The sequence below is a fragment of the Mobilitalea sibirica genome, assembly GCF_015999265.1.
In the GTDB taxonomy this organism is placed as follows: Bacteria; Bacillota; Clostridia; order Lachnospirales; family Lachnospiraceae; genus Mobilitalea; species Mobilitalea sibirica.
The window spans coordinates 99,169-118,764 of the sequence record NZ_JAEAGR010000015.1 but is presented as its reverse complement, the minus strand read 5'-3'; the positions used below and the strand labels follow the sequence as shown (position 1 = coordinate 118,764).

16 protein-coding genes and 1 tRNA gene are annotated in these 19,596 nt (G+C 35.4%); 14 read left to right on the top strand and 3 right to left on the bottom strand.

The annotated features are described in order from the left end of the window. Window positions 1–1,162 precede the first annotated feature (1,162 nt). The 3 genes from I5677_RS13735 to I5677_RS13725 are packed head-to-tail and all read left to right on the top strand — an operon-like array spanning window position 1,163 to window position 3,475. Window positions 1,163–1,981, top strand: coding sequence for a ParA family protein (locus I5677_RS13735; RefSeq protein ID WP_197662205.1), 819 nt, complete (start codon window positions 1,163–1,165; stop codon window positions 1,979–1,981). 51 nt (window positions 1,982–2,032) lie between these two features. Next, entirely contained in the window at window positions 2,033–2,911 is an 879-nt protein-coding gene (locus tag I5677_RS13730) for a ParB/RepB/Spo0J family partition protein (protein ID WP_197662204.1), read from the top strand. A 51-nt stretch (window positions 2,912–2,962) separates the two neighbouring features. Beyond that, window positions 2,963–3,475, top strand: a complete 513-nt coding sequence (locus tag I5677_RS13725) for a DUF4446 family protein (RefSeq protein WP_197662203.1) — start codon at window positions 2,963–2,965, stop codon at window positions 3,473–3,475. Between the two features lie 213 nt (window positions 3,476–3,688). Here the strand turns inward: I5677_RS13725 and adhE are convergent, their stop codons facing one another. Next, a complete protein-coding gene (gene adhE, locus I5677_RS13720; protein ID WP_197662202.1) occupies window positions 3,689–6,316 on the bottom strand; it encodes a bifunctional acetaldehyde-CoA/alcohol dehydrogenase in 2,628 nt (875 codons plus the stop codon). Window positions 6,317–6,641: 325 nt separating this feature from the next. Here adhE and I5677_RS13715 point away from each other — a divergent pair, with 325 nt between their 5' ends. The 11 genes from I5677_RS13715 (at window position 6,642) to I5677_RS13665 (ending at window position 17,378) form a co-directional block, all read left to right on the top strand. Beyond that, window positions 6,642–7,706, top strand: a complete 1,065-nt coding sequence (locus I5677_RS13715; protein ID WP_197662201.1) for an HD-GYP domain-containing protein — start codon at window positions 6,642–6,644, stop codon at window positions 7,704–7,706. A gap of 378 nt (window positions 7,707–8,084) precedes the next feature. Then, window positions 8,085–8,978 (top strand): DUF3881 family protein, encoded by an 894-nt coding sequence (locus I5677_RS13710; RefSeq protein ID WP_197662200.1) that lies wholly within the window; start codon window positions 8,085–8,087, stop codon window positions 8,976–8,978. Window positions 8,979–9,123: 145 nt separating this feature from the next. After that, a tRNA-Arg gene (locus I5677_RS13705) sits at window positions 9,124–9,197 on the top strand. A gap of 285 nt (window positions 9,198–9,482) precedes the next feature. Beyond that, window positions 9,483–10,361 carry a phosphate ABC transporter substrate-binding protein gene (locus I5677_RS13700; protein WP_197662199.1) on the top strand — a complete coding sequence of 293 codons (879 nt, stop codon included), beginning with the start codon at window positions 9,483–9,485 and terminating at the stop codon, window positions 10,359–10,361. A gap of 100 nt (window positions 10,362–10,461) precedes the next feature. Continuing rightward, window positions 10,462–11,400 carry a phosphate ABC transporter permease subunit PstC gene (pstC, locus tag I5677_RS13695; protein ID WP_197662198.1) on the top strand — a complete coding sequence of 313 codons (939 nt, stop codon included), beginning with the start codon at window positions 10,462–10,464 and terminating at the stop codon, window positions 11,398–11,400. Continuing rightward, on the top strand, window positions 11,387–12,274 hold the full coding sequence (pstA, locus tag I5677_RS13690; RefSeq protein ID WP_197662197.1) for a phosphate ABC transporter permease PstA: 888 nt from the start codon (window positions 11,387–11,389) through the stop codon (window positions 12,272–12,274). Before pstC ends, pstA begins: the two co-directional genes overlap by 14 nt. A gap of 16 nt (window positions 12,275–12,290) precedes the next feature. Next, a complete protein-coding gene (pstB, locus tag I5677_RS13685) occupies window positions 12,291–13,052 on the top strand; it encodes a phosphate ABC transporter ATP-binding protein PstB (RefSeq protein WP_334298804.1) in 762 nt (253 codons plus the stop codon). Between the two features lie 58 nt (window positions 13,053–13,110). Continuing rightward, window positions 13,111–13,773 (top strand): phosphate signaling complex protein PhoU, encoded by a 663-nt coding sequence (gene phoU / locus I5677_RS13680; RefSeq protein ID WP_197662195.1) that lies wholly within the window; start codon window positions 13,111–13,113, stop codon window positions 13,771–13,773. A gap of 182 nt (window positions 13,774–13,955) precedes the next feature. After that, window positions 13,956–14,642, top strand: a complete 687-nt coding sequence (locus tag I5677_RS13675; protein ID WP_197662194.1) for a response regulator transcription factor — start codon at window positions 13,956–13,958, stop codon at window positions 14,640–14,642. A 1-nt stretch (window position 14,643) separates the two neighbouring features. Beyond that, window positions 14,644–16,035 (top strand): sensor histidine kinase, encoded by a 1,392-nt coding sequence (locus tag I5677_RS13670; protein WP_197662193.1) that lies wholly within the window; start codon window positions 14,644–14,646, stop codon window positions 16,033–16,035. 167 nt (window positions 16,036–16,202) lie between these two features. Beyond that, window positions 16,203–17,378, top strand: coding sequence for a hypothetical protein (locus I5677_RS13665; RefSeq protein WP_197662192.1), 1,176 nt, complete (start codon window positions 16,203–16,205; stop codon window positions 17,376–17,378). 22 nt (window positions 17,379–17,400) lie between these two features. Here I5677_RS13665 and I5677_RS13660 read toward each other — a convergent pair whose 3' ends face one another. Continuing rightward, window positions 17,401–18,804: a D-alanyl-D-alanine carboxypeptidase family protein gene (locus I5677_RS13660; protein WP_197662191.1), complete on the bottom strand. Its 1,404-nt coding sequence runs from the start codon at window positions 18,802–18,804 to the stop codon at window positions 17,401–17,403. A 55-nt stretch (window positions 18,805–18,859) separates the two neighbouring features. Continuing rightward, entirely contained in the window at window positions 18,860–19,588 is a 729-nt protein-coding gene (locus I5677_RS13655; protein ID WP_197662190.1) for an L-ribulose-5-phosphate 4-epimerase, read from the bottom strand. Between the last annotated feature and the right edge of the window lie 8 nt (window positions 19,589–19,596).

The window sequence follows — 19,596 nt, the reverse complement described above, 5'->3', positions numbered from 1 at the left end:
CTTATAAATCACCTTCTTTCATAGTGTTAGCGAGGCAGTACGAAAGTAGTGGTAGGCGATTTATAAGTGTATTTTATTACAAATAAATATCGGGGTGAAGTACCACCCCAATATTTATTATAGAACCGAATTATTCTAGTAATGAATTAGAGAGTATATTTAATAGATTATAACTATATCATGAGATTTAAAGATAGGATGTTTCAGGTGTGATTATATGTTTCACGTGAAACATCCTTTTTTATGTTGTTTGACTATAGGGTCAAAAGCCCAGCAATAAAAATTACGTTAATTTGCAATTTAAGTTATATATTTGTGATACAAACATAGTTTAGTTTATTCCGGGGTATGCTATCGCTTAGAAGAAGAGCGAAGTGGTTCATAAGACTGCAAAACACATTCTAAGTATCAACGATCTCATAGCAGTCTATTAATAAACTATGTTTGCATCTTTCTAAGTAAAGAAAAGTGTAGGAAAATATTAATGAATGAATTATAGTTAAAAGAAGAGTTTCGGAAACCTACTGATATAGGGAACTGATACGACCTTCCTATAACATAAAAAGCCTTTCAAGAAAACATGCATTTATGCTTAAGGAGTTTTATCGATCTTACCTACCGCGACCATAATATTATATCATGATAATATAAGTGAAAATAATTTTATATAAATATCACATAATACGTTAAGAAAGTACATGTAATAGAGTAGCGATGAGTAAAAGTGAGTTTTTATCACTATTAATATTTATGACGTATAACCTGTCTATAGTAAATAAAGAACTTTATTTTCATATTCCTATTATTATCTCACTGTAAAAGTATATAATATCTATTAATAATAAAATGGCATATGTTTCACGTGAAACATATCATCAGTTTGTATATAAGATTATATGAAGTAAAACATCTTTATAAAATTTAAATTTGCAAAAAAATCATAATATAAAGATGCGATATTATATAGCATGAACATTTAATATTTCCAAACGCTCTAATACCCTAATTATTCAAAAACACATACGTAAATTTGTCCAATTAGAAATTTATATATAGATATATAAAATAAAAGATGATATAATTAAGCTTGTGTAAGTAAAAAGGTAATATAAATATATGTAATATACACATAATATGTGAATGATAAAAAGGTGGTGTTATAGTGGCAAGAATAATAGCAATAGCTAATCAAAAAGGAGGAGTTGGTAAAACAACTACAGCGATAAATTTATCGGCTTGTCTGGCAGAAAAGAACAGAAAAGTTTTAGCAATAGACATCGATCCACAGGGTAATACAACGAGTGGATTGGGGATTGATAAAAAAAGTCTGGATTATACAATCTATCAATTACTGATAGGGGAGTGTTCATTGGAAGAGTGTAGGCTTAGCAGTGATATTAAGAATTTAGATGTGCTTCCATCAAATGTGAACTTAGCCGGTGCTGAGATAGAACTTATTGGAGTTGAGGGCAGAGAATACATATTAAAAAAGCATATTGATCCGATAAGAGATGATTATGATTATATTATAATTGACTGTCCACCATCTTTAAATACTCTTACGGTCAATGCAATGACTACTGCTGATACAGTACTAGTACCGATTCAATGTGAATTCTATGCATTGGAAGGTTTAACGCAATTAATACATACTATAAATTTAGTCAAGCAAAGATTAAACCCTCAGTTGGAAATGGAAGGGGTAGTATTTACAATGTTTGATGCCAGAACAAATTTATCTTTACAAGTAGTAGAAAATGTGAAAGAAAATCTTAAGCAGAATATTTATAAGACTATAATACCGAGAAATGTTCGTCTTGCGGAAGCTCCCAGTCATGGATTACCAATTAATCTATATGATCCAAAATCAGCAGGAGCAGATGGATACCGTCAATTGGCTGTCGAAGTAATTGAAAATGATGAGGCTGAAATGTATGAGCGCAACGAAATCAGTGAAATTAAATATCGTAGCAAAAAGTAAACATTAGAGTATTCAATGATATAATATAGTTACTATTAAAGGAGGAGCATTATGGCCGTTAAAAAAGGACTTGGTAAGGGTCTTGATATAATGATACCAGAGCGTATACAGGATAATAATGAGATCCAGTCAGAAAATGTTTCACGTGAAACAATGATACATATTAGTGATATTGAACCGAACAAAACTCAACCAAGAAAGAAGTTTGATGAGGATGCACTACATGAGTTAGCAGATTCAATTAAACAATATGGAATTATACAGCCTCTGATTCTTCAGAAGAGAGATAAGTATTATGAGATTATAGCAGGTGAGAGAAGATGGAGAGCAGCTAGGATGGCAGGACTTAAGGAAGTTCCGGCAATTATTAAAGATTACTCACCTCAGGAAATTGTCGAAATCGCCCTAATAGAAAATATTCAAAGAGAAGATTTAAATCCAATAGAAGAAGCATTTACTTATCAAAGATTAATTCAAGAGTTTCATTTAAAACAAGATGAATTAGCAGAGAGAGTTTCTAAGAGCCGAGCAGCTGTAACAAATTCCTTACGACTTTTAAAGCTGGATGGTAGAGTACAACAGATGTTAATTGATGATATATTGTCCAGTGGGCATGCCCGTGCATTATTACCTATAGAAGATAAAGATAAACAGTATTATACGGCATGTAAGATATTTGATGAAAAGTTAAGTGTAAGAGATACAGAAAAATTAGTGAAGCAAATATTGAAAGAAAAGCCTCATAAAGAAATAGCAACAACTTTAGAAGATAGCTTTATATATAAGGATCTTGAAGAAAAATTCAGGAATATAATAGGAACGAAGGTTTCTATTCATAGAAAGCAAAAAAATAGGGGTAAAATTGAAATAGAATATTACTCAAAGGAAGAACTTGAACGCATTATTGAATTATTTGAAGCATTATCGTAAAAAGTAAATATATGTAAATGCATATCAAGATACATTTTGGAGGAAAATAAAATGAACATAAGTGAATTAGTAGGTAGCAATACGGAATATCTTATACTTGGATTAATTTTAGCTTCAACTGTACTATTATTATTAATTATTATTTTATTTATAAAACAAAGAAAACTAAATAAGAAGTATAAAAAATTCATGTCAGGTAAAGAAGCACAAAATCTCGAAGGATTGATCTTATCCAGATTCTCAGAAATTGATAAATTAAAGTTAGATACAAAAGGGATCCATGCGCAGGTGGAAAAGATTAATGATAATCTTTTATCGACTTATCAAAAAATAGGTGTAGTAAAATATGATGCATTCAAAGAAATGGGTGGAAAGTTAAGCTTTGTACTTGCATTATTGGATAAAAACAATAATGGTATCATCATGAATTCTGTACACAGTAGTAGGGAAGGATGTTATACTTACTTAAAAGAAATTATAAAAGGCGAATCTTTTTTGGAATTATCAGAAGATGAGAAGTCTGCTTTGAATCAGGCGCTGATGAAGAATAATTATATGGAGTAAAAACAATAGGATATAATAGATAGCATAAAATAGATCAGTAAAAGAAGAATTATAAAAATTGACATAAAGAAAAGCTTTAAAATAAGACGGATATAGGGTTTTCGCAAAATGCAAACTCCTATATCCGTCTTAAGTTATATCTGTTACTTAAATCTTTATTATTTCGTTAATCTATTTTAGTTTGAAACAGTATAGACCATTAACAATTAGCAATTATTTATTTTTTTTACTAGCTTTTTCAGAGTAACCTTTACCGTAATATGCCAATCGATATAACTCTTCCAGTTCAGATACAAGAGGTAATCTGGGGTTAGCAGTGGTACATTGATCTCCAAATGCCAAATCTGCTAATTCAGGAAGCTTATGAAGGAAATCTTTTTCATCAATTCCGTATTCTTTTAAAGTAGCAGGTATTCCTAAATGACGGTTTAATTCTTCTACATCAGAAGCAAGCATTTCTACTGCATCATCATTAGACTTAGGATTTTTACCTAGCTTTTTCATAAGTTCAAATATCTTGTCACCAACAATATAACTCTCATATTTTGGCCAGGAAGTGAATTTAGTAGGGCATTCAACTCCATTGTAACGGATTACATGAGGGAGAAGAATAGCATTGGCACATCCATGAGGAATATGGTATTCACCACCTAATTTATGTGCCAGGGAGTGGTTAATTCCTAAGAAAGCATTGGTAAAGGCCATTCCGGCAATGGTAGAGGCATTATGCATCTTTTCTCTTGCAATCGGACTCTCAGAACCTTTATCGTAAGACTCTTTCAGATATTTAAATACCATATCAATTGCATGGATTGACAAAGCGTCAGTATAATCAGAAGCTATGATGGATACATAGGCCTCAATCGCATGGGTTAAAACGTCCATTCCTGTCCAGGCAGTCGACTTCTTAGGAACACTCATAACAAAGTCCGGATCAATAATTGCAACGTCAGGGGTCAATTCATAATCAGCTAATGGATATTTTTTATTTTCCTTTTTGTCAGAGATTACGGCAAAGGAAGTTACTTCCGATCCGGTACCTGATGTGGTAGGTATGGCAACAAACTGAGCTTTTTTACCAAGGACAGGGAATTTATAAGTTCTCTTTCTAATATCTAAGAATTTTAATGACATGTTCTTGAAATCAGCATCCGGCTGCTCATAGAAAAGCCACATACCCTTAGCTGCATCGATTGCAGAGCCACCACCAAGAGCGATAATCACATCGGGTTTAAACTGATTCATAGCTTCGACACCTTTCATTATGGTATCAATGCTTGGATCGGGTTCGACTTGGTCGAATATTTCACAATGTACGTAGTCCTTACGTTTACGCAATTGGTATAATACTTTACTTACATAACCAAGTTCCGTCATGGAGGGGTCTGTTACAATAAACGCTTTTGTTATTCCCGGCATCTTAGTAAGATATGAGGTTGAACCAGATTCAAAATATATTTTTCCCGGTATCTTAAACCATTGCATATTAACCCTCCTTTTTGCAACTCTTTTATAGTTAACTAAATCTACAGCCGATACATTGTGTGTTGTGGAATTACCGCCGTAAGATCCACAGCCAAGAGTAAGGGAAGGCATATTCGTATTATAGAGATCACCGATTGCACCATGGGTCGAAGGGGAATTAACAATAATTCGACCGGTACGCATACGGGATGAAAAGGCCTTTATAACTTGATCATCATTAGAGTGAACAACAGAAGAGTGTCCAAGACCACCCAACTCAACCATCTTTTCACATAACTGAATACCCTTTTCAACATTGTCTGCTTTTATAACAGCCAGAACCGGTGACAATTTTTCTTTGGATAATGGATATTCCGGGCCTACACCGTCTAGTTCTGTACATAAAATTTTTGTATTGGGAGGAATGGTAATACCAGCCATAGCAGCGATTGCCGTCGGAGACTGACCTACGATAGCAGGATTTACAGCATTGGTAGTCGGATTGATTACGACCGGCTCAAGAAGTTTAATTTCTTCTTTTGTGGCAAAATAACAACCCGCTTTTTCCATCAGCTTTACAGTTTCTTTATAAACAGGTGCTTCGATAATGGCAGCTTGTTCAGAAGCACAGATCATACCATGATCAAAGGATTTCGATAAAACAAGATCATTTACGGCACGTTTTAAGTTTGCTGTTTTTTCAATAAAGCAAGGTACGTTACCGGGTCCAACGCCTAGGGCAGGTTTTCCGGCAGAGTATGCCTGTTTTACCATTCCGGAACCGCCGGTTGCTAAAATCATAGATACGCCCGGATGATTCATTAATTCTCTGGTAGCATCAATAGAAGGGTACTCAATCCATTGAATACAGCCCTTTGGAGCGCCTGCTTTTACAGCAGCATCCAGTAATAGTTTTGCAGCTTCCCTTGAGCACTTTTGTGCACTGGGGTGAAATCCAAAGATAATAGGGTTTCTTGTTTTAATACAGGTTAAGCATTTGAACATCGTAGTAGAGGTCGGGTTGGTAACCGGAGTAACACCTGCAACGACACCTACCGGTTCTGCAACGATCATATAATCTTCTTCTTCATTATCTTCAATAATTCCTACCGTTTTTTGATACTTAATGGAGTACCATACATACTCCGTAGCAAATATATTCTTAGTTATTTTATCTTCATAAATACCTCTGCCGGTTTCTTCAACAGCCATTTTAGCAAGAAGCTGTTGATTCTCTAAACCGGCCAATGCCATTTCATGAACAATATTATCTATGGTCTCCTGATCCAGAAGTAGAAATTCATCTAAAGCTTTTAAAGCATTGTTAACTAATACATCAACATGTTCCCTAGGGGTGGGTTGTAATTTATCAGCCATAATATTGCCTCCTTTTAATTGTTAAAATATTAACATTGTTACTACGCTTTAAATATACCATCGGTTTACTCATTTGTCAAATGATATTGTTAAAAAAATAACAATAAAAAATTGTGAAATTTATATGAAAAAATGTATGATATGTACAAATGTAATTTACATGTGATAGAATATAGAAAACAAATAGTCATAATAACAATAAATAAAAAGTTATAATAATCTTTTTGTTGAATATCGACAAATAGTTCTATTGTACGATTGAAAACCCGTAGTGGATAGAGGAGTATATAGATGGAAATGGTCTATAGATAAGAAAGGAGTTACTATGAGGATAATCTCAGTTGATTCCGTTAAAGGCAATGAATTACTTGCGAAAGATATATTAAACACAAGTGATTCTGTTTTAATGGCTGCAGGTACAGTTGTTAAAAAAGAGTATGTTAAAAGACTAAAAGACTTAAATATAGATTATATATATGTTGAAGATGAGATAGCACAGGGTGTTAATCTTATAGACAGCCTTGAAATCCAAATTAAAGAACAATGCCAAGAGGCAATTCGTGAAATACTTCTTAAATATACGTATCATAATATAAATGAATTACAAGAGATCAAGGTTATTGCTGATGAAATAATAAATGATATAATAAGAGAACCCGAGGTTATATATAATTTATCCAGTATTAGAAATAAAAGTGAAAGTACCTATTCTCATTCTTTAAATGTGTGTGCTTTATCAGTTATTTTAGCTATTAAACTAAAGCAACCTATTCAAAAAGTAAGGGAGATTGCAATTGGATGCTTATTGCATGACATAGGCTTTACCTATATTACAATGGATTATATTAACTTAACAGTTGAAACTTGTTCAGAAGTTGAACTGAAAGAAATTAAAAAACATATCATATACGGCTATTCTGCTGTTGAGAAAATGCAATGGCTGTCTCCGATAGCAAAGGATATTATAATTAGTCATCATGAGAGATTGGATGGATCTGGATACCCTTTTCATCTAAAAGAAGCAAAAATTAAATTATGGAGTAAAATTGCAGCGGTATGTGATGAATTTGATAGTAAAGTATACGGCAATCTGACAAGTAAGATGAAGGTGCATGATGCGATTGATTATATTGTCAGTCAGGCAGGAATTAAATTTGATTTTCATGTAGTTAAGGCGTTAATGGACTCAGTTGCTGCTTATCCTACAGGAGCCCTCGTAATGACTAATCTGGACGAGGTAGGGATAGTACTTCGACAAAACACTAAATGTCCAACCAGACCAGTAATTCGAATCATAAAAACCAGGGATGGAAAAAAGCCAACCGAATGGATTGAGAAAGATTTAACGAAAGAACTGACCTTATTTATTACCGATACCATTTTGGATTAATACATATAAATTGTGGATAAAACATTGATTCGCTGATGCTATAGTGGAAGGAGTTGTTGGAAATAATCATATCTTATAGCTTTTTAATTAGTATAGGATATGTTTTAACAGTATAAAATCAAATTTAATATAGGATAGAACTCAGATGACATATGAAAATATAGTTGTAAGATGGGAATAATCTAAATCGGGATAAGGAGTACCGGTAAACACTGGCGAATTTTTGAGAACACTTGTCAGTAACATTAAAATATGATATAAATAATTATCACATGAAATGATTTGATAAGCGTAATATATAATAAATATAGAGCTGAACTTAAAAAATAGGAAATAAACCGAATTTTAATAAACTAACAAGTTAGGCAGGTGAGATATATGCATAGTTATTTAAGAGCAATAGGATTTAGTAATATTAAAAATAGAATCGAATTAGACCAACTTTTTGATAAAATGAAAGATCATAATACAAAAAAAAGAACAATACAACCAAACAGCTTAGAAGGGCTAGCAGAGATTTCGGCTGAATTTGCAGATGGAATGGGTATTACCTTAAGAGGGGAATATGACACGAAGCAAGTGTTTCATATGGAGCATTATTTTCCTTATGTAACCGGCCAGATAATAAGTACAAGAGAAGAAATCAGTATTAATAAAAGAGTGGATACGGAAGCTTATACCGGAATGTGTGATGACTACCGATTGGGTGTATCTCTTATCTTTTATTTGCAAAATGTCATTGAGTATTTGGAAAAGAAAAATCAAAATATGCCAATGAATACTCCTTTTGCTATTAATTTAGCAGCATTATCCCTGGAAGGAAGAGTGTTACTTCCAATCGAAAAGGATGAAATTCAGGTTCGTAATATCAGTGCAGAAACAAAATATCGTAACAATTTAATAGCGGAAGCAAAAAAAGGGAATCAGGATGCCATTGACAGTTTAACAATTGATGATATTGATACCTATGCTCTTGTATCAAGAAGAGCAAAAAAAGAGGATATCTACTCTATTGTAGATACCTGTTTTATACCCTTTGGGTCTGAATCAGATAATTATAGTATTATGGCTACCATATTAGAAAGCAATTTAGTTGTGAATTCTATTACAAAAGAGGAGATATATGATCTGCAGCTGGTATGTAATGATATAACCTTTCGTCTTTGCATTAACAAGCAGGACTTACTGGGAGAACCTTTGGTGGGCAGAAGATTTAAGGGAAATATCTGGATGCAGGGTAATATAGCTTTCTCAGACTTGGCAAAGGACTAGAGTTCATTGCTATATTCAAGTATCAAAAAACAGTGTCTTATCCTAGGTGGACATAGAAAGAATAATAATCATAGTATAACAGAACGAGCAATAAAGATATTGACTTACATTTCGTAAAATAGTAAAATAAACACGTTGCGTGTGTGTGCTTGTAGCTCAGCAGGATAGAGCGTCCGCCTCCTAAGCGGAAGGCCGTGGGTTCGAATCCCGCCAGGCACGTTACAGTTAAACGATGCTGTAAATCTCCAATGAAAAGTTGGAGGTTTATAGCATCGTTTTTTTTAACTGAAGATATGAATATAAAACATAACCTTAATATCCATAAACAGTATATATTTTGCAAAGAAAGGAACAATATTCATAAAATCCTTAAAAAAATGCAACTTTACGTAGATTTTACAAAAGCTATACACAATCATGATATCTAGGTAATAAAATTAATGTTATCTTAATATCGTAGAAAACAGACAAGAAAATAAATATTTGATTAAAGGAGAATTAGTGATGAAGAAATTTAGAGGGATTGCAATATTAATAATTACTTGCTTAGTAGTAGCAGGAGGATTGAGTGCTTGTGCAAAAGAGGGTAGTGAAAAGGCAGATAATAATACAAATAAGGGCACAGAGCAAAATGATACTGCGGATTTGAAAGGTAACCTTACCTTAGCAGGATCCACTTCAATGGAAAAATTAGCGAATGTAGCATCAGAAGCATTTATGAACAAATATCCGAATGTTTTAGTACAAGCAGAGTTTATCGGATCCAGTGCCGGCGTTGAAGCAGTATTGGCGAAAACGGTAGATATCGGTAATGCATCCAGAAATTTAAAGGAAACTGAAAAAGCGGAAGGTGCAGTTGAAAATATTGTTGCAATTGATGGTATTGCAGTAATCGTTGATAAAAATAATACAGTAACAGATATAACAAAGGATCAGTTAACAGACATTTATAAAGGAACCATTAAGAACTGGAGCGAGGTAGGTGGATCAGATCAACCGATCGTAGTAGTGGGAAGAGAATCCGGATCTGGTACCAGAGGTGCATTTGAAGAAATGCTCGAGGTAGAGGATCAGTGTGCATATTCTAATGAAATTAACAGTACCGGCGGCGTAATGGCTAAGGTAGCCTCCACTCCGGGTGCTATCGGATATGTATCCTTAGATATATTAGATGATACAGTTATCGCTGTAAATCTTGATGGTGTAGAACCTACAGAAGCTAATATTAAAGCAGGAAGTTACTTCCTTAGCCGTCCATTTGTAATGGCAACGGTTGGAGAGATCTCTGAGCAAAGCGACTTAGTACAGGCATTCTTCGAGTTTATATATTCAGAAGAAGGTCAGAACCTTGTAAAAGAGGTTGGATTGATTACTGTTGAGTAAGTAATAGAACGCAAATGTTACAAATGCAGGAAGAATACTCTTTAGGGAGGTTCTTCCTACATTTGATAATTGAATTAGAATTTGAGGATAAGGAGTTCTTATGAGTGACAGAAAATTTTCAATTATAGGAAGTTATAAAACGAAAAACTCAGTTGAGAGAGCCGCAGGTTTTATATTTACAGCCTGTGCATTTTTTGCTGTTTTGGCGGTTTTTTCAATAACTTTATATATGATTATCAGTGGTACACCTGCAATTTTTGAAGTGGGTCTCAGAGATATATTGTTTGGTACTGTATGGAAACCAAATGCGGCAGATCCCAGCTATGGAATTCTTTATGTTATCTTAACATCCATCGTAGGCACTTTTTTAGCAATTTTAATTGGTGTACCGATTGGTGTTATGACTGCTGTATTCTTAGCTGAGACTGCACCAAAACGTCTTGCAGCAATTGTAAAGCCGGCGGTTGAGCTTTTAGCGGGTATCCCTTCGGTTATCTATGGTTTACTAGGTATCTTAATATTAAATCCTTTTATGTATAAAATCGAAATGGCAGTATATGCGGATTCACCAAATCATCAATACACCGGTGGTTCCAATTTGATTTCAGCGGTACTGGTATTGGCAATTATGATACTTCCTACCGTGATTAATATTAGTGAGGCAGCACTAAAAGCAGTTCCAAAGCATTATAAATTTGCTTCTCTGGCAATGGGTGCTTCCCATATTCAGACGATTTTTAAAGTAATTATTCCGGCTGCGAAATCCGGTATCGTTACAGCAGTTGTACTAGGCGTAGGTCGTGCTATTGGGGAAGCTATGGCAATCAGCTTAGTAGCGGGCAATGGTGCTAACTTTCCGTTACCGTTTAATTCGGTACGCTTTTTAACCACTGCAGTTGTTAGCGAGATGTCCTATGCAGCGGATACCCATAAAAGAGTGTTGTTTACCATCGGATTGGTATTGTTTGCTTTCATTATGATAATCAATCTGGTATTAAATAGAGTCATGAAGGGAGGAAAGAAGAATGCCGACAAGTAATAGTATATTTAATAAGAAAGTAAGACCTTTGGATGCAATTGCTCATATAGTAATTTATTTATTCGCCTCGGTATCCATATTCCTTCTGGCCGGAATCGTAAGTTATGTAGCATATCGCGGTCTTTCTTCGATTAATTGGTCTTTCCTTACAACGGTACCCAGTGCATTGAAGGGAACCTTCGGTATAGCCGGTAATATTGTGAATACCTTATATATTATTATAATAACTCTTTTGATTGCAGTTCCATTTGGTGTAGGAGCCGCCATTTATCTGAATGAGTATGCAAAACCGGGTAAAATGGTTCAGCTGATAGAATTTACGACAGAGACCTTAGCCGGAATTCCTTCCATTGTCTTTGGTTTGTTTGGTTATGTTTTTTTCGGTATTACTCTAAATCTGGGATATTCCATATTGACTGGTTCTCTAACCTTAGTACTTATGGTATTACCATTAATTACGAGAAATACCCAGGAGGCTTTAAAAACAGTTCCCTCCAGTTATCGTAGCGGTGCTTTGGGGATAGGCGCTACAAAATGGTACATGATAAGAACCATCTTGCTTCCTTCTGCGATGCCGGGAATTATAACCGGTATTATCCTTTCCATCGGGCGGATTGTAGGAGAGTCAGCGGCACTATTATTTACCGCAGGAAGCGGTCGTTTACTTCCAAAGGTTGGTGAGTATGGAGAAGGATTATTCCAAAAAGTATTACAACCTGGAGGGACTTTAACTATAGAGTTGTATCTTAGTATGGAAAAGGCACAGTACGACGTGGCATTTGGTATAGCATTCGTATTATTGTCAATTGTATTAGGTATCAATCTGTTAACGAAATTCTTATCACGTAAGTTTGACGTGAATAGACAGTCATAGCACATAGATGGAGGATATTATGATAAAAGATAAGATAATTACTAAGGGTTTGAACCTGCACTACGGTACAAATCATGCATTAAAAGATGTTGATATGAGTATAAAGGAGAAGGCAATTACGGCGTTTATCGGTCCCTCCGGCTGTGGTAAGTCTACCTTTTTAAAAACATTGAACCGGATGAATGATCTGGTACCCGGAGTGGTGATTGAGGGGTCTGTGATTTTGGATGGAGAAAACATTTATGATCCAAGAGTGGATACAACGCTTTTACGTAAGAAGATCGGAATGGTGTTTCAACAGCCGAATCCGTTTCCTATGTCAATCTACGATAATGTGGCATACGGTCCTAGAATTCACGGAATTAAATCTAAGGCAAAATTAGATGAAATCGTTGAGCAAAGTTTAATAGGAGCAGCTTTATTTGATGAGGTTAAGGACAGACTGAAAAAATCAGCCTTAGGATTGTCCGGAGGACAACAGCAAAGGTTATGTATTGCCAGAGCCTTAGCGGTTGAACCAGAGGTACTGCTTATGGATGAGCCTACCTCTGCCTTAGATCCTATTTCTACTTTAAAAATCGAGGACTTAATGTCTGAATTAAAAGATAAATATACGGTTGCTATTGTAACACATAATATGCAGCAAGCTGCGCGCATATCAGACTATACTGCATTTTTCCTAGTGGGAGAAGTCGTAGAATTTGCGGCTACGGACACCTTATTTACCAGACCGGTGGATAAAAGAACAGAGGATTATATAACGGGTAGATTTGGTTGATCTGTTATTTGACATGGATTACCATATCCACTATAATTTGATTAAAGGAGGCGTTATTATGACGGCTAGACTCAGCTTTGAATATGAACTAAATGTATTAAAGGAAAATCTCAAGGAAATGGGGCAACTTATCGAAGCTGCGATTGAAAAAACTTTAAAAGCGTTTGAAACCCAGGATGAGGTGCTCTCGAAAGATATTATTCAGGGAGACAGAACCATTAATGATATTGAAAAGACAATTGAATCCAGATGCCTTTCTCTTATTTTAAAACAACAACCGGTAGCCAGAGATCTTCGAATCGTTACAACTGCACTTAAGGTGGTAACAGATATGGAGCGAATTGGAGATCATGCAGCGGACATAGCAGAATTAATTATCCGAGAAAAAAGGCAACCCATATACAATCTTGCTAAGCACATTCCTGAGATGGGAAGAGTGGCAAAAGAGATGGTTCATGATGCTGTTCAGGCATTTACTAGCTTAAATATGGAGGATGCTAAGGAGATTATTAAGCGGGATGATGTGGTAGATGATCTATTTGATAAAGTAAAGGAAGAGGTTGCATCCTTACTTAGATCTTCCTCAGAGCATGTTGACCAATGTGTTGATATATTAATGATTGCTAAGTATTTTGAGCGGATTGGAGATCATGCGGTTAACATATGTGAGTGGACAGAATTTCGTGAAACTGGATCTGTAAATAATATTAGAATATTATAAAATATTTAAAAAAGAAAAAGCCTTAAAAAACGGATATTAAATAATTATGCATTCCAGGCAATGATGATAATATCCGTTTTCGTATAGGTATAAGAAAGAATAAAGAATATAAAGAAGTTATCGTTAAGTTTTATTTATTCAAAAGATCTATACCCGTTATTAATAATTGGGAGGATAATCATATGGAACGAATCTATGTAATAGAGGATGATGAGAATATAAGAGATTTGCTTAAAGTAGCTTTAGAAGGCTTTGGATATAAAATAATGGCCTATGAAGCAGCGGAGCCTGCCCTTGAAAACATGAAGACAGAGAAGCCGGATATGGCTATCTTTGATATTATGCTACCGGGAATGGATGGATTAACTGCAATTAAAAACATTAGACAAGACTCAAAATTAAAGAACATACCTATCATATGTCTAACTGCTAAGGATAAAGAACTGGATAAGGTAATCGGCTTAGACGTTGGAGCCGATGATTATATTACAAAACCTTTTGGTGTTCTTGAGCTGACTGCAAGAATACGCTCCCTGCTTAGACGTTCCGTCAAAAAAGAAAATGATGATTTATATACCATAGGAACCTTAACCATTAACCCCAGTACACGAGAGGTAATAAACGGTGGTAGGGAAATTGAGCTTACGTTTAAGGAATATGAATTATTAATATACTTAATAGAAAACAGTGCCAGAGTCGTATCCAGAGATGAACTACTCAATCAAATCTGGGGTTATGAATATGACGGAGAATCCAGAACCCTTGACATCCATATTCGAACACTGCGGCAAAAACTGGGAAGAATTGGCACGGAATGCATTAAGACGATACGAAGCGTAGGTTATCGCTTTGTAAGAACAGGGGAATAAAGTGAAGAGGGCAATTTTTCAAAGATTTATTACTATTTTAGCACTGGCGCTGGTACTCAGCGGCAGTATTTTTGGTGTAACAATCAGCAGTATCATTCTCGATAAAACAAGGGAAGATATGTTATATACCTTAAGAATTGTAGATCACTCACTGAATTATGAAGGTGATTTACAAGATCAGGTGGGCCATTATAAGAATATTCAAGGTAATAAATCCTCCCGTTTTACCATCATGGATTTTAAAGGGAATGTACATGCGGATAGCGATGTGGATGATTACTGGAGCATGGAGAATCATGGGGACAGGAAAGAGTTTAAAGAAGCTTTGGAAGAGGGAGTAGGATATGGAAGACGAACCTCCGATACCTTAAAGCTATCTATGCTTTATGTAGCCATTCTATCAAATAACGGTGAATATATTCTGCGTATGGCGCACCCTTTTTCCGGTATCCTTGAATATACCGGGCTGCTATTACCGGCAATTTTAATCAGTATAGGGATTACATTGGCCATATCCGCATTAATAGCAAGACAATTCTCAAGATCAATGACAAAACCCTTAAATGAAATAACCGAAGAGATGTTAAAACTAAATGATGAAAATCCGGAATTTCATTTTGATCAATATCAGTACGACGAAATGAATGTGATAGCACAAACCGTTCTGCAAATGGCTAATTCGGTTAAGGAATCGAGAAATCGGATTGAATTTGAAAAGATGATAAGGCAAGAATTTTTCTCGAATGCTTCTCACGAATTAAAAACACCGATTACATCCATCCAGGGTTATATTGAGTTATTAGAAAACGGATTGTTTACGGATGAGAAGATGAAAAAGGACTTCTATTCCAGAATTAAAAAGGAAACTTCAAATATGACGAACCTTATAAATGATATATTGATGATATCCCGTCTGGAAACAAAAGAAATAGAGGTTACCCTTACAGATGTACGAATATGTCCTCTGTTAAAGGAAGTATGTACCTCTTTAGAACCCTTAGCTAAGGATTGCAAAGTCACAATCGAATTAAGCTGCAAACCAATAGTCATGCATGCCAATGCGCAACAACTTAGAGAACTTATCAGTAATCTGATTACGAATGCCATAAAATATAACAAGCCAAACGGTAAGGTTAAAGTTACGGTTACTTCTGAAGCCAAAGAACTTGTCTTAACAGTAGAAGATACCGGTGTTGGAATTCCGGAGGATGCAAAGCAGCGGGTGTTTGAACGCTTTTACCGGGTGGACAAAGGAAGAAGTAAGAAAATGGGCGGAACCGGTTTGGGGTTGTCCATAGTAAAACATATCGTAAATTATTATAACGGATCCATAGAACTCTTAAGTAAGGTAAACGAAGGTTCTAAATTTATAATAAGATTACCCATCCAATAACAGGATCTAAGAAGGAATTTTAGATTTTACTTAAGATTAATTATCTTTCCTATATGTTCAGTGACAAAATCCTAATAAAAAGGTAAATATATGCGTGGGTTTTGTCGATATATACTGAAAATGCATTATTATTAGTTTTGTATATCAAAGAGCAGATAGGAGCCGGTATGAATAAAAAACTAAACTTAACTTTTTTCAGTATATGTTTTCTGGTAGCATTATTATTATTAATATTTAGTATATATGAATTTGGAAGTGATCCTTTTAGTGTCACAGGTATGAGTGTGGTTGTAATAATTACAGGATATCTCCTGCTTGAGAGTATCAAAAGCCAGTGGACGGACAGTAAAAAAAAGACATTATTTTTCTTAGAGAAACTATATAAGGAAGAAACCGAAAAATGGGAAGAAAGATTTTCGGAGGTACTTAATATTCAAAAAGCATCTTATGTTACTGCTAAGAAAAGTCAGGCTATGCTGGAAGACAAATTGGAGGATATAAAATTTCAACTAAACTCAATTGAGAAAAATAACGTTCATGCAATTCAAAAATTAATTGAACTTCAAAAAAAAGCCATGGAAGGCCAGAAAAACGCTTTAAATCTTCAGGTTAATTATAATAAAGAAAACACGAAGCAACTGATCAAAGTCCTAAAGGAAGAAAGTGAACGATTAGATTATATAGATCAGATTTCACTCATCTTAAGTCAACTGGAGAAAAATCATGCTCTCCTTCAGGATAATCTAGTTAAAACATCTGATATCTCTGATAGGAAGCAATCCCTAGAGGATAAGGCTACAGAAAATGTTAAATTAAATGCAAGCGCAGTAAAAGCTGAGATAGAAGAAGATATGAACGATTCTTCTAATATGGACGATGAGATTAATCAAATACTTATGGAGGATGAAGAAAAAGATAGTTCTAATATAGAAGAGAAAGCGATTCTAAACGAAACGAAGGATTTCTCTGGAGAGGACGATTACCAGGAAGAAAATGCTTCAGAAGAAGAAATAGATGATCTTATGAATTTATTGGAGTCTAGTGAAACTTCAGATAAAGCTGATGAAAACGATGAAAACGATGAAACGGCTGAGCACGAGGATATCATTAATGACTTACTAGCGAATGAAGATATTGTTGATAATTCTGAGACGGAGACAAAAATAACAGACTCTATGGCTTCAGAAACCGAAACAGAAAGTTTAGATATCACTGATTCGGAAACTGAATCCAAGGCATCCTCAGAAGAGGAAGAGTCTGTCATAGTTCCACTTTATGATGATCCGAATAAAGCACTTTCAGCAGATGAGATTGCAGCTTTATTCGCCTCCTACGGTAAATAATATCGTAGGATAGCTATTAACATTATAAATCAAGATAATCATTATCCCTGTATAGCTTACGATTCGCCCGTTTTTTATAATAAGCACTGCGACGTTTCAGACGGGGTCGTTCCACTAATACAAAATACAAACCTATAGTTAAAACGAATATTCCGACGATAATTCCAATGATAACCGGGCGCATAGAACCGCCTGGTTTTTCTTTTGGATCCTCCGGTACGATGGGAGCTATCCCGGGATTCGGGGTTCTATGGAACAGGGAAGGAAATTCTTTATTCTTTAAAATAATATCCGCGCCTCCTACATATTTATTGTGATAGCTATAGGAGATCGTACCAATGATAGTATCGTTTTCCCGCTCTTTTGCTGCCGGATAAAAGGATACTTCTTTTTTGGCATCCTCAAAGGAAGCAGTGTTTGGTAATATGAGATAACCCTTTTCATCGGTTGAAATAGTATCATCCGACTTATTTAGAAGATGATTATACCGGGTAAAAAAAGGTGATTCATGTACTACATTTGTATTTTCCAAATCAGCAATAGAATAGATGGAAAAGTTGTCAAAGCCATAATCAAAAAGCTTCTGGGTATCCGTATACTGATGGGCAAAGCTGTCATCCTTTAAAACCACGGTGATTAGTTCTAAATCACCTCGTTTGGCTACGGAAGCCAAGGTATATCTTGCTTTACTTGTGTAACCTGTTTTCCCACCGATAGCTCCGTCGTAGGTATAATCCTGCTTTAATATAAATCGGTGGTGATTTCTTAAATATCTGGTCTCCGGCTGTATATTCGTTGGAGGAATCTGATATGTTCGTGTTCCTGTTATTTTGCGAAAGGTCTCATTTTTCATGGCCTCTCTGGTAATCAAAGCCATATCGTAGGCAGTTGTTATATGTTCACTATCCGGAAGTCCATGGGGGTTCGTAAAATTTGTGTTTTTACAGCCAAGGCTTTCTGCCTTCTCATTCATCATTTCAGCGAAAGCAGGGATACTTCCTGCTACATGTTCTGCTATCGCATAAGTAACCTCGTTGGCAGATGCCAATAGAATGGCATACAGACATTGCTGCATTGTTAATTGTTCTCCCACGTCGATACCAATCCTACTGCTATCTAACTCAACTTCAAAGATGGCATCTCTAGAAAATGTAACAACCTCTCCCAAAGAAGAATTCTCAAGAGCGATTAAAGCGGTCATAATCTTTGTTATACTTGCAGGATAATAAGTCTGGTGAATGTTCTTCTCATACAATATTAAGCCGGTTGATGCCTCCATTACAATAGCCGCCTCAGCATATACATTCGGACCGTTTGGCCATACAACCTCATTAGTAATATTACTAGCCGAAACAGGTTTGACGATATAGGAAGATAAAAAAATCAATAAACAAATGAATGAAATCCTTTGTTTTGGTTTCAACATAAAAACCTCCTAAGATTTTAAACAATACATTTATAAAATTCTTGCAGATAGTTTATTAAGCATTCTTATGGGTGCTGTCTGTCACATTATTCTGCCCATAATAAGCATTTTTTCCGTGTTTTCTTGTATAGTGACGTTCCAAAAGGTCCTTTTGCATGGGAACAAGATATTTATCAGGAAGAGCCATGCAATGCCAAGCCATAAAAGCGACTTCCTCTAAAACCACAGCATTATGAACCGCATCCTTTGGTCCCGTACCCCAGGTAAAAGGGCCATGGTTACATACTAGGACAGCAGGCATTTCATCCTCTGACAGCTTACCTTTACGAAATCTTTCAACGATAACTGTTCCGGTTTCCCGCTCATAATCTCCTCGGATTTCATATGCCCTTAATTTTCTAGTACAGGGTATCTCACCATGGAAATAATCTGCATGGGTTGTTCCAAGGGCAGGAATTCCCATACCCATCTGTGAGAAGATTGTCGCCCAACGGGAGTGAGTATGAACCACACCCTGAATGGATGGAAATGCATTGTAAAGTTCTATATGAGTTGCAGTATCAGAGGAGGGATTTAGTCGTCCTTCCACCTTATTACCCTTTAAATCCAACACCACCATGTCCTCCGGCTTCATAGCGTTATATTCCACACCGGAGGGCTTAATAACAATTAGTCCTTGTTCCCTATCAATTCCGGATACATTGCCCCAGGTAAAAGTGACAAGATTATACTTAGGAAGCAACATATTGGCTTCATATACTTCCTTTTTTAGACGCTCAAGCATATAGATAT